This window comes from Amycolatopsis sp. NPDC043885 (assembly GCF_056435685.1).
In genome coordinates, this window is the sequence record NZ_JBWKEA010000002.1 from 18,179 (window position 1) to 30,163 (window position 11,985).

The 11,985-nt window shown below is 69.0% G+C and carries 11 protein-coding genes; 8 read left to right on the plus strand and 3 right to left on the minus strand.

From position 1 onward, the window contains the following. The first annotated feature begins 61 nt into the window (after positions 1-61). A complete protein-coding gene (locus AC069I_RS09765) occupies positions 62-1,462 on the plus strand; it encodes an alpha/beta hydrolase family protein (protein ID WP_478265181.1) in 1,401 nt (466 codons plus the stop codon). Positions 1,463-1,468: 6 nt separating this feature from the next. Here AC069I_RS09765 and AC069I_RS09770 read toward each other — a convergent pair whose 3' ends face one another. After that, positions 1,469-2,692 carry a PQQ-dependent sugar dehydrogenase gene (locus AC069I_RS09770; protein WP_478230697.1) on the minus strand — a complete coding sequence of 408 codons (1,224 nt, stop codon included), beginning with the start codon at positions 2,690-2,692 and terminating at the stop codon, positions 1,469-1,471. Positions 2,693-2,861: 169 nt separating this feature from the next. On the opposite strand from AC069I_RS09770, the gene AC069I_RS09775 reads away from it, so the two are divergent. The 3 genes from AC069I_RS09775 (at position 2,862) to AC069I_RS09785 (ending at position 5,255) form a co-directional block, all read left to right on the plus strand. Then, positions 2,862-3,767, plus strand: coding sequence for a 2-hydroxyacid dehydrogenase (locus AC069I_RS09775; RefSeq protein WP_478230696.1), 906 nt, complete (start codon positions 2,862-2,864; stop codon positions 3,765-3,767). 32 nt (positions 3,768-3,799) lie between these two features. Further along, on the plus strand, positions 3,800-4,624 hold the full coding sequence (locus tag AC069I_RS09780) for a DUF72 domain-containing protein (protein WP_478265474.1): 825 nt from the start codon (positions 3,800-3,802) through the stop codon (positions 4,622-4,624). An 88-nt stretch (positions 4,625-4,712) separates the two neighbouring features. Then, entirely contained in the window at positions 4,713-5,255 is a 543-nt protein-coding gene (locus AC069I_RS09785; protein WP_340688741.1) for a DoxX family protein, read from the plus strand. 108 nt (positions 5,256-5,363) lie between these two features. Here AC069I_RS09785 and ilvD read toward each other — a convergent pair whose 3' ends face one another. Both ilvD and AC069I_RS09795 read right to left on the minus strand, forming a co-directional pair. Beyond that, positions 5,364-7,208, minus strand: coding sequence for a dihydroxy-acid dehydratase (ilvD, locus tag AC069I_RS09790; protein ID WP_478230695.1), 1,845 nt, complete (start codon positions 7,206-7,208; stop codon positions 5,364-5,366). A 62-nt stretch (positions 7,209-7,270) separates the two neighbouring features. Continuing rightward, positions 7,271-7,729 (minus strand): PH domain-containing protein, encoded by a 459-nt coding sequence (locus AC069I_RS09795; RefSeq protein WP_478230712.1) that lies wholly within the window; start codon positions 7,727-7,729, stop codon positions 7,271-7,273. A 321-nt stretch (positions 7,730-8,050) separates the two neighbouring features. On the opposite strand from AC069I_RS09795, the gene AC069I_RS09800 reads away from it, so the two are divergent. From AC069I_RS09800 to AC069I_RS09815, 4 genes are all read left to right on the plus strand, one after another. After that, entirely contained in the window at positions 8,051-9,925 is a 1,875-nt protein-coding gene (locus AC069I_RS09800; RefSeq protein WP_478230694.1) for an acetolactate synthase large subunit, read from the plus strand. Further along, complete coding sequence (gene ilvN / locus AC069I_RS09805; RefSeq protein ID WP_034315713.1) at positions 9,922-10,428, plus strand: acetolactate synthase small subunit; 507 nt, start codon at positions 9,922-9,924, stop codon at positions 10,426-10,428. The genes AC069I_RS09800 and ilvN overlap by 4 nt, the downstream gene beginning before the upstream one ends. A gap of 33 nt (positions 10,429-10,461) precedes the next feature. Then, a complete protein-coding gene (ilvC, locus tag AC069I_RS09810) occupies positions 10,462-11,475 on the plus strand; it encodes a ketol-acid reductoisomerase (RefSeq protein WP_016336537.1) in 1,014 nt (337 codons plus the stop codon). Between the two features lie 75 nt (positions 11,476-11,550). After that, positions 11,551-11,814, plus strand: a complete 264-nt coding sequence (locus AC069I_RS09815) for a DUF397 domain-containing protein (RefSeq protein WP_340683496.1) — start codon at positions 11,551-11,553, stop codon at positions 11,812-11,814. The last annotated feature ends 171 nt before the right edge of the window (positions 11,815-11,985 follow it).

An 11,985-nucleotide genomic window follows, 5' to 3' on the forward strand; every position in this document is an offset into this window, starting at 1 on the left:
TTCGTGCGGAGAGCCTCATACGGCGTTGACAGGTGACCATTTGGTCACCTAATTTTCCCGTATGACTCACACACGCAGGACGCTGATCACCGTGCTCGTCGCGCTCCTCTTCGGGGCACTGTTCACCGCCACGCCTGCGGCCGCCGAAGAGCGCTCGCGCGTCCATGAAGGGACGATCGACGGAGCGGACTACCTGGTCAAAGTGCCGAAACGCTGGAACGGCACGCTGGTGCTCTACAGCCACGGGCTCTATGTGGAGGAATGGGGGAAGCCGGAGCAGATCATGCTGGCCACCAGACCCGAGACCGAGTCTTGGCTGCTCGATCAGGGCTACGCGCTGGCCGCGTCGAACTACAAGGGCGTTTACGGGCACGCGATCGAGGAGGCCCTGACCGATCAGATCGCCTTGCTCGACTGGTTCGAGGCCAAGGTGGGGAAACCGCGGCGGACCATCACCAGCGGGATGTCCATGGGCGCCGTGATCTCCCTGAAGCTGGCCGAGAACAACCCGGGCCGGTTCGACGGCGTCCTGACGCAGTGCGGCGAGTACGACGCGAACGGCACGTGGAACAGCGCTCTGGACGTGCTTTTCGCGCTCAAGACCCTGCTGGCTCCGGACGCGGACATCGACCTCGTACGGCCTCGCGACCCGCAGGGCGCGCAGGCGGCGCTCGAAGCCGTCGTGGCCGAAGCCCAAAAGACCGAGGCCGGCCGGGCCCGGATCGCGCTGGCCGGGGCAGTGGGCACCGTCCCGGGCTGGGCGCTCGCGCACGAACCGGAGCCGACGGACCCCGCCGACCGTCTCGCGCAGCAGGCGTTGTGGGTCACCGGGGTCTACGTGTACGGCTACGGACCGTCCGCACGTCCCGAAATCGAGCACCGGGCAGGCGGGAACCCGTCCTCGAACGCCGGGATCGACTATCGGCGTCAGCTCGCCCGTTCCGGTGGGCTCGACCTGGTCCGGCACGCCTACCGCGCCGGAGGCGTGGATCTGGAAGCCGATCTCGACCGGCTCGCCGTGGCCCCGCGGATCTCGGCGGATCCGAAGGCGCAGGCCTACATGCACCGCTACATGGTGGCGCGCGGCACCACGCCGTCACCCGTGCTGACCGCGCACACCACCGGAGACGGCGGCGCCATCACGGGGCAGGCCCGGTGGTACGGCGACCAGGTACGGCGCAACGGCGATCCCGGTCTGCTGCGGCAGACCTACGTCAGCCGGGGCGGTCACTGCTCGTTCAACGCGGCCGAGGAGATCGTCCTGCTGCGCACCCTGCTGTCCCGAGTGGACTCCGGCCACTGGCGGTCCACCGATCCGCGCCGGCTCACCGCCGCCGCGACCGCGCTCGGCCCCGCGTATCGGCTCGTGCGGGAGCTGTTCGACCCGCAGGGCAAGGAGAAGGAGATGGCGCCGTTGTTCACCCGGTTCACGCCGCCTGCCCATCCGAGGCCGTCCAGGTGAGGCCGCTCAGTCCTTGCCGCCCCCGCCGGAGCTGGCCGACGGCGTGATGATGACGACGCGGTCGTCGCTCGAAACCGGGGTGCCGCCGTCCTTGTTGACCGTCCCGGCGAGCGCGATCTGCGGGTTGACCATGCTCATCGCGGACAACCTGCCGAAGGTCTTCGGCGGCTTGCCGACCTTGCCGTCCATGAAGACGTTGGGCTTGCCGGTCACCGCTCCGTCCGGGGTGACCGGCAGGTTCTGCAGGTTGCCCGCGATCGACGTGGTGATCGAGAGATAGCCGGTGGCGCCGACGAAATCGGCGCAGCCCGCCACCCCGGGCCTGTCGGTCCAGCTCCAGGCCGGGGTGGTCAGCGGCTGGCCACCACGAAGCCGGTACAGGACGTCCTTGTCGGCCAGCCTGTCGGTCAGCCACACGCGGGAACCGGTCTGGTCGCGGCAGATCCCGCCGGGAGAGTGCACGCCGGTCGAGAAGACCGCCGAACCCGGTGTGGGGTTCCCCGCGGCCGGTTTGCCGGACGTGTCGATGCGCAGCACCTTCCCGGCGAGTGACGCGGGATCCGCGGCGAGTCCGGGATTGCCCGCGTCGCCGGTGGCGACCAGGAGCGCGCCCTTGGCGTCGGTGCTGATCGCGCCGCGGTTGCCGGTGGAGCCCTTGGGGATGCCGGTCAGCACCGGTTTCGGCGCCTGGCCCTTCGCCAGCCGGACGACCCGGTTGTCGTTCGGGGTGGTGATGTAGGCGAAGACGAGCTGGTCTTCGGCGAAGCCCGGGGAGAGGGCGAGCGAGGTGAGGCCGCCGTCGCCGGAGCCGTCCACGGGGACGGTCGCCCAGTCGGCCGGGTCCTTCTCCGCGGCGGCGAGCAGGATCCGGCCGCTCTTGCGTTCGCCCGCGAGCGCGCTGGGCGCGGTACCGTCACCGGGGATCGCGGCGACGGCGGCGACGGTGTCCAGGCAGGTCGCGATGACGGCCTTGTCGAAGTCCTTGCACCCCTGCGGCGGCGGGACCGGCGTCGGCGTCTGGTTCCGCCCGCCGCCGCGCCCGGGACCGGAGTCGCCCGCTTCACCGCCGGGCCCGACGTGCGGCGGGACCTCGGGGGACGGCGGGTTGACCGGGGTGAACTTCTGCCCGGCGGCGGTGTTGTCGAATTCGGCACACCCGGAGAGCATCAGCGCGCCGCAGGCCAGCATGGCCAGCGGCGCGGTCCATTTCCGCCGGTACCGGGTACGCACGGGGCAAGCCTAGGTGGGCGTACGTGAGCCACGGGTAAGAGGTACTGGCGGAGCTGAGATGTCCTCGAAAAAGTGGCATAAGCGTGAAACCCGCCCTGGCCGAAGGCCCCGCTATCGCGGACGCGGGTTCACCGGCGGAGACACGGAGGTACTGGATACCGTGGTGATCATGACTGTGACCGTTCTCGTGCCCGACGAAGAGGGAGTGGCCGCGCTTTCGGAGATCGACGGCGTGCGTCCCGTGATGTACCGCCACGGCGAGCCGGTGCCTCCCGAAGCCGCCGAGGCCGAGGTCCTCGTGACCGGTGACCGGCCCAGCGACGAGCTCTGGCGCGCACTGCCGAACGTCAAACTCGTGCAGCTGCTGGTGGCGGGTGCCGAGGACTGGGTCGGCAAAGTGCCGGACGGTGTCCTGCTCTCGACCTGCCGCGGCGCGCACGGCGGAAGCTCGGCCGAGTGGGTCGTCGCGGTACTGCTGGCGATCTACCGCGGTCTCGACGGCTTCGCCGAAGGCCTGCGGCGGAAGCACTGGGAACGCCGGACCACCGACACCCTGCAGGGCAAGCGGGTCCTCATCATCGGCGCGGGCGACCTCGGCAGGCATCTGCGCCGTCGGCTGGAGACGTTCGACGTGCGCTGCACGATGGTGGGCGCGAACGCTCGCGAAGGTGTCCACGGCACCGACGAACTCCCCGCCCTGCTGCCCCACTACGACGTCACGGTGCTCATGGTGCCGCTCACGCAGCACACGCGCGGCATGGTCGACGCGGAGTTCCTGGCCGCGATGCCGGACGACGCGATCCTCGTGAACGTCTCGCGGGGCGCGGTCGTGGTCACCGACGCGCTCGTCGCGGAACTCGCGTCGGGACGGCTGCGCGCCGCGCTCGACGTGACCGATCCGGAGCCGCTGCCCGCCGGGCACCTGCTGTGGGACTGTCCGGGACTGCTGCTGACACCGCACGTCGCGGGCTCCGTGAGCGGGAGGCGGCAGCGCGCCTACGCGGTGGTGGTCCGGGAATTGAGCCACTATCTGGGCGGAGAGTTGCCGAAGAACCTGGTCCACGGCGAATACTGAGCAGCGTGGCGAATCTACATGTCGGCTGTGCGATGTGGACGCACAAGGCGTGGGCCGGGCGGTTCGTCCCGCGGTCGCTGACCGCCGGGGAGCGCCTGCGGGCGTACGCCGGCTGGTGCAACGCGGTCGAGGGCAACACCACCTTCTACGCGACCCCCGCCAGGGACACCGTCGCGGCGTGGGCGCGGCAGACCGGCCCCGGCTTCCGGTTCGTGGTCAAGCTGCCCAAGGTCGTCACGCACGAGCGACGGCTCGCCGGTGTCGAGACCGAGATGCGGGCGTTCCTGGACGCGATCGAACCCCTCGGCGACCGGGCGGTCCTGTGGACTCAGCTGCCCGGCTCGTTCGGCCCGCCGGACGCCGACGCCCTCGGCCGCTTCCTCCGCCGTCTCCCCGCCGGGCTCCGGCGCGCAGTGGAGGTGCGTCACCCGGCGTTCTACACCGATCCCGGCGCGACGTCGCTGCTGGAGGGGACCCTCGCCGACGCGGACGCCGAGTGGGTGCCGTTCGACACCACGGTCTTCTTCGGGAGCCCGCCGGTCAGCGAGGCCGAGCAGGACGCCTGGGCCAAGAAACCCCGGCTGCCGCGGCGGACGCGGGCACTGACCGATCGGCCGATCGTCCGTTATCTGGGCCGGGATTCGGCCGAGGAGACCGCGCGGGGATGGGAGCCGTGGACCGAGGTGGTCGCCGGGTGGCTGCGTGACGGCCGGTCGCCGACGGTCTTCGTGCACACGCCCGACAACGACGACGCCCCGGCGCTCGCCCGCCGGTTCCACGACGACGTGCGCGCCCTGGTGCCCGGCCTCGACCCGCTGCCCGATCCCGAACCGGTCGAGCCGGCGACCCTGTTCTGAGCCGCTCGGCCACCGGTCCGGCGGTTCGGTCGCCTGACGGGCCGGTTTCGCCTACCCTTCGCGCGTGAGCGATGACTACCAGACCAGCATGATCTCGGACGTGGCCGAGCCCGACAACGGCCCGGCCCCGGTGGAGACCAGGGGCGGGATCGACCTCGGTCTGCTCGTCCTGCGAGTGGTGCTCGGCGTGACCATGGGCGCGCACGGGCTCCAGCACCTCTTCGGCGCCTTCGGCGGGCCCGGCGTCGGCGGATTCGCCAAGGTGCTCGGCGGCTTCGGTTACACCAGCCAGACCACGCTGCTTTCGTGGATCACCGGGATCAGCGAGGTGGTCGGCGGCGCGCTCGTGCTGGTGGGCCTGTTCACCCCGATCGGTGCCGCGGCGCTCCTCGGGGTCTGCGCGAACATCGTCTACGTCAAGTTCGGCGGCGGGTTCTTCCAGCAGCAGGGGCAGGGTTTCGAGTTCGAACTCCTGCTGGGCGCGGCCTCGCTGACCGTGCTGCTCGCGGGCTCCGGGCGGATCGCGCTGGACGTCAACACCCCGTGGCGGAAGCGGCCGCTTTCGTTCGGGCTGATCGGGCTGCTGCTGGCGGCGGCCGCTTCGGTCGTGGTGCTCGTCCTCTGCCGCTGACGTCTCGCAACGACCCGCATTTAGAGGACTAAATGCGCTCGTCCCGCCCCACGGGGAGTGAGCGAAGGGCGCATTTAGTCCTCTAAATGCATGCTTGTGGCAGGCGTGCTACTTGCTCGGGTCCCGGACGGCGCCGGTGTCGGCCGACGTCGCCATCCGCGCGTAGGCCCGCAGCGCGGCGGTGACCTTCCGGTCCCGCGAGACCGGCTGCCACGGCCGCTCGCTCGCCTCCATCTTCGCGCGCCGCTCGGCGAGGACGTCCTCGTCGACGAGCAGTTCGAGACGACGCTCGTGGACGTCGAGCAGGATCCGGTCGCCGTTCTGGACCAAGCCGATCGTCCCGCCCGCGGCGGCTTCGGGCGAGATGTGCCCGACCGAGATACCCGACGAGCCGCCGGAGAACCGGCCGTCGGTGATCAGCGCGCACTTCTTGCCCAGTCCCGATCCCTTGAGGAACGCCGTCGGGTGCAGCATCTCCTGCATGCCGGGGCCGCCCGCCGGGCCTTCGTAGCGGATCACCAGCACCTCACCGGGCTGGATCTCCTTCTTGAGGATGGCGGAAACCGCCTCCTCCTGGCTTTCCAGCACCCGGGCCGGTCCCTCGAAGTGCCACAGTTCCTCGTCGATGCCCGCGGACTTGATGACGGCGCCGTTCTCGGCGAGGTTGCCGCGCAGGATCGCGAGCCCGCCGTCCTTGGTGTACGCGTGCTCGACGTCGTGGATGCAGCCGTTCGCGGCATCGGTGTCCAAAGAGGACCACCGATTCTCGGTGGAGAACGCCTCCGTGGTGCGGACCCCGCCCGGCGCCGCGTGGAACAGCTCGATCGCCCGCTCCGACGGTTCCTTCGCGCGGATGTCCCAAGTGGACAGCCACGACTCGAGATCCGGCGAGTGCACGGAGTGGACGTCGGTGTTCAGCAGCCCGCCGCGGTGCAGTTCGCCCAGGATGGCGGGGATGCCGCCGGCGCGGTGGACATCCTCCATGTGGTAGTCCGAGTTCGGCGCGACCTTCGACAGGCACGGCACGCGGCGGCCGATGGCGTCGATGTCGTCGATGGTGAAGTCGACCTCGCCCTCCTGCGCGGCGGCGAGGATGTGCAGCACCGTGTTGGTCGAACCGCCCATCGCCATGTCGAGGGCCATCGCGTTCTCGAACGCCTTCTTCGACGCGATCGAGCGCGGGAGCGCGGACTCGTCGTCCTGCTCATACCAGCGCTTGCACAGCTCGACGACCGTGCGCCCGGCGTCCTCGAAAAGCGCCTTGCGGGCGGCGTGCGTGGCGAGGGTGGAACCGTTGCCCGGCAGGGAGAGCCCGAGCGCCTCGGTGAGACAGTTCATCGAGTTCGCGGTGAACATACCCGAGCACGAACCACAGGTCGGGCAGGCGGAACGCTCCACAATGGACAGCCCGTCCTCGTCGACCTCGCTGCTGGCCGACGCGGCGATCGCGGTGATCAGGTCGGTCGGCGCCTGCGCGACGCCGCCGACGACCACGGCCTTCCCGGCCTCCATCGGACCGCCGGAGACGAACACCGCCGGGATGTTCAGCCGCATGGCGGCGTTCAGCATGCCCGGGGTGATCTTGTCGCAGTTGGAGATGCAGACGAGCGCGTCGGCCTGGTGCGCGTTCACCATGTACTCGCACGCGTCGGCGATGATCTCGCGCGAGGGCAGCGAGTAGAGCATTCCGCTGTGTCCCATGGCGATCCCGTCGTCGACGGCGATCGTGTGGAACTCGCGGGCGACCCCGCCCGCCTCCTTCACCGCGCCGGCCACGATCTCGCCGAGGTCCTTGAGGTGCACGTGCCCCGGCACGAACTGGGTGTACGAGTTCGCGATGGCGACGATCGGCTTGCCGAAGTCGCTGTCGGTCATTCCGGTGGCGCGCCAGAGCGAGCGGGCGCCCGCCGCGTTGCGGCCGTGGGTGGTGGTCCGGGAACGGAGTTGAGGCACGGCTGACTCCAAGGTTCGGGATGGGACCAGGGCGAACGAGCGCCAAACTGGTCCTACCAATCCTACTCCCCGGAATCGTCGTTCTTTTCCGGAGCCTTGGCCACGTCGTCGGTCAGCCCCGAGGGATCGGCCATGCGGCCCGCGCTGACCAGCGAAATCACCGGCAGGTGACGGGTGCGTACGGCGGGAAGGGGGATCTTGGTCTCGTCCTTCAGCACTGCCTGCACCTTCGCCTTGTCTGTGATGGCGAGGCCCTTGAGCGAGGTCCACGGCAGGTCCCGCCGCCCGAACATCGTGCGGACCTCCAGCCCCTTGACCGTCGCCGTCGTGCGGGTCCGGATGACGAACACCGCCAGCGCGATCGGGAAGAGGTAGAGCCACTGGAGATACGGCACGTCGCCGAACGCGACAGGCGTCACACAAACGACGAGGAAAGCGATCGCCAGCAACGCCGTGTTCGGGATTTTGAAGACGGCCTTGCGGTCCTCGTTCGCCTGTTCCTGCTGCTTTTCTTCTGCCACGTCAAAGATGGTGCACCGCCGCCTCGAAGGCCCCGAACGCGGGTCGCGCGACACACCGGAGGTGTCCAGCATGCGGAATCGCCGTCCCGCAGAGTTGACACTCTTGACGGCGACCGGCTAGCTTCACTCTCGTGACAACGCAGACCGGCCTCGTACTTCCCAAGCGCGTCGACGCTTAGGGAAGTCTCCGCTGCGTCGACGCGCGACCCTCGTGCGACCACTCCGGTCGGCGGGGGTTTTTTGTTGCCTGGAACAATTTCACTTGCCCGACCAGCCAATGAATACCCGAACGAGTGACTAGACAAGACGAGGCAAACAGCGATGACTAGTGCCACCTCGCGAGCTGAAGCGAACTCCGGTACCACCGGTGCCCGACCCAAGCCGGCGCCGCCCGCCGGGACCCCGGTGCGGGTCACGGGCGCGCAGTCGCTCGTCCGCTCGCTCGAGTCGGTGGGCGCGGAGGTCGTGTTCGGTATTCCGGGCGGCACCATTCTCCCGGCGTACGACCCGCTGCTCGACTCGACGAAGGTCCGCCACGTCCTGGTCCGCCACGAACAGGGTGCGGGCCACGCCGCCACCGGGTACGCGCAGGCCACCGGCAAGGTCGGGGTGTGCATGGCCACCTCGGGTCCCGGCGCGACCAACCTGGTCACCCCACTGGCCGACGCGAACATGGACTCGGTCCCGGTCGTCGCCATCACCGGCCAGCAGTCCCGCGCGCTGATCGGCACGGACGCCTTCCAGGAAGCCGACATCTGCGGCATCACGATGCCGATCACCAAGCACAACTTCCTGGTCACCGACCCGGCCGACATCCCGCGCACCATCGCCGAGGCCTTCCACCTCGCCTCGACCGGCCGGCCCGGCCCGGTCCTCGTGGACATCCCCAAGGACGTCCTGCAGGAGATGACCTCCTTCTCCTGGCCGACGGAGCTGCGGCTGCCGGGCTACCGGCCCACGCTGCGCCCGCACGGCAAGCAGGTCCGCGAGGCCGCCCGGCTGATCAGCAAGTCGCGTCGCCCGGTCCTCTACGTCGGCGGTGGCGTGATCAAGGCCGATGCCTCGCGCCAGCTGATGGAACTGGCCGAGCTGACCGGGATCCCGGTCGTCACCACGCTGATGGCCCGCGGCGCCTTCCCCGACTCGCACCCGCAGCACCTCGGTATGCCGGGCATGCACGGTTCGGTCGCCGCGGTCGCCGCGATGCAGCGGGCGGATCTGCTGATCGCCCTCGGCGCCCGCTTCGACGACCGCGTCACCGGGCAGCTGTCCTCGTTCGCACCGGACGCCGCCATCGTCCACGCCGACATCGACCCGGCCGAGATCTCCAAGAACCGCAAGGCGGACGTGCCGATCGTGGGCGACTGCGCGGAGATCATCACCGAGCTGATCGAGGCCGTCCGCGCCGAGACCGACAAGTCCGCGAAGCCGGATCTGAAGGACTGGTGGACGCAGGCGAGCGCCTGGCGTGACGACTACCCGGCCGGTTACGAGTGGCCCGAAGACGGGACGCTTTCCCCGCAGTACGTCATCGAGCGCATCGGTTCCCTCGTCGGCCCGGACGCGGTCTACACCGCGGGCGTCGGCCAGCACCAGATGTGGGCCGCGCAGTTCGTGAAGTACGAGAACCCGCGCACCTGGATCAACTCCGGCGGTCTCGGCACGATGGGCTTCGCCGTCCCCGCCGCGATGGGCGCCAAGTTCGGCGTGCCGGACAAGCAGGTCTGGGCCATCGACGGCGACGGCTGTTTCCAGATGACGAACCAGGAACTGGCCACCTGCGCCATCGAAGGCGCGCCGATCAAGGTCGCCGTCATCAACAACGGCAACCTCGGCATGGTCCGCCAGTGGCAGAACCTCTTCTACTCCGAGCGGTACTCCAACACCGATCTCGGTACGCACAAGCACCGCATCCCCGACTTCACCCTGCTCGCGGAGGCGCTCGGCTGCGCCGGGCTCCGCTGCGAGACCAAGGAGGACGTCGACGCCACCATCCGGCGTGCCATGGAGATCAACGACCGCCCCGTCGTGATCGATTTCGTGGTGGGGAAGGATGCCCAGGTGTGGCCCATGGTGGCCGCGGGCACCGGTAACGACGAAATCATGGCCGTGCGCGGGATCCGCCCGCTCTTCGACGACGACGAGGTCGCCGCCGAGGCGGAGCTGAACGCCGCCACAGAAGGAGACGCCCGATGAGCGTGCACACCCTGAGCGTTCTGGTCGAGAACAAGCCCGGTGTCCTCGCGCGGGTTTCCGGACTGTTCTCCCGGCGTGGTTTCAACATCGAATCCCTCGCCGTCGGGCCCACGGAGAATCCCGAGGTGTCCCGGATGACGATCGTGGTCGCCGTCGAAGAGCTACCGCTCGAACAGGTGACCAAACAGCTCAACAAGCTGGTCAACGTCATCAAGATCGTGGAATTGGAAAAGTCCACAGCCGTGCAGCGTGAACTGCTGCTCGTCAAGGTCCGGGCCGACAACACCGTGCGCAGCCAGGTCCTCGAGACAGTGCAGTTGTTCCGCGCGAAAGTGGTGGACGTGTCGCCCGAGGCGCTCACCGTCGAAGCCACCGGCACCTCGGACAAGATCGGTGCCCTGCTGCGGATGCTGGAGCCCTATGGCATCCGCGAACTGGTCCAGTCCGGAATGGTCGCGGTCGGCCGGGGCGCCCGGTCCATCACCGCCACCTCCGCTCGATAACTTTGTAAGTCAGGAAAGGAAGTAGTACCCCTCATGGCAGTGGAAATCTTTTACGACGACGACGCGGACCTTTCGATCATCCAGGGTCGCAAGGTCGCCGTGATCGGCTACGGCAGCCAGGGTCACGCGCACTCGCTGAGCCTGCGCGACTCCGGCGTCGATGTCCGCATCGGTCTGCCCGAGGGCTCGAAGTCGCGGGCCAAGGCCGAGGAGCAGGGGCTCCGCGTGCTCACCCCGGCCGAGGCCAGCGCCGAAGCCGACCTGATCATGATCCTCGCGCCGGACACCAAGCAGCGCTTCATCTACGAGCAGGACATCGCGCCGAACCTCAAGGACGGCGACGCGCTGTTCTTCGGCCACGGCTTCAACATCCGCTACGACCTGATCAAGCCGCCGTCGAACGTGGACGTCGCGATGGTCGCGCCGAAGGGCCCTGGCCACCTGGTCCGCCGCCAGTTCGTCGACGGCAAGGGCGTCCCGGCGCTCATCGCGGTCGAGCAGGACGCCTCCGGCAACGCGCAGGCGCTCGCGCTCTCCTACGCGGCCGCCATCGGTGGCGCCCGCGCCGGTGTCATCAAGACGACCTTCACCGAGGAGACCGAGACCGACCTCTTCGGCGAGCAGGCCGTGCTCTGCGGTGGCGCCTCCGCGCTGGTGCAGACCGGTTTCGAGGTGCTCACCGAGGCCGGCTACGCCCCGGAGATCGCCTACTTCGAGGTGCTGCACGAGCTGAAGCTGATCGTCGACCTCATGTACGAGGGCGGCATCGCGCGTCAGCGCTACTCGATCTCCGACACCGCCGAGTACGGCGACCTGACCCGCGGCCCGCGCGTCATCTCGCCGGCGGTCAAGGAAGAGATGAAGAAGATCCTCGGCGAGATCCAGGACGGCACCTTCGCCCGCGAGTGGGTCGCCGAGGACGAGGCCGGGCGCCCGAACTTCACCAAGCTCGAGGAGCAGGGCAACCAGCACCCGATCGAGGAGACCGGCAAGAAGCTGCGCGACCTGATGTCGTGGGTGGACCGGCCGATCACCGAGACCGCCTAGTTGTCACCACGAAGGGGCCCTTCATCACGAAGGGCCCCTTCGTTTTGCGTATCGGAAAGCGATAGCGTGGGCACCATGAGTGAGCAGCCGGTGGACGACAAGGCCCATATCCGGCCAGACCTGGACTTGAGTGACGCGGTGTGGATCCGAGCGGAACCGGAGGGCGCGAATCTCGAGGATGCCGTCGAGTACGCGCTGGTGCCCCACACTGACGGCGTCACCTACACGGCGATGCGCCGGGCCGTCGAACCGGACGGCCACCTGCTCGTGTTCACGCCGACGGAATGGGACGCGTTCCTGAAAGGCGTCCGGGACGGCGAATTCGACCTGCCCGCCTGAGTGAGGGGTAAGGCAAAGGTGGCCTTCACGGACTTCTGGCAGGAAGTGCCGGTACCGGGTGGTCGTGGGTGGGGGTTTTGGGTTTCACCCCAAACACCACCCCCCCCCACCCCCAACCCCCCACTTTTCCGGGGACCCGGTTTCGGAGCCCCAGTCATGTGTCCGTCTTCT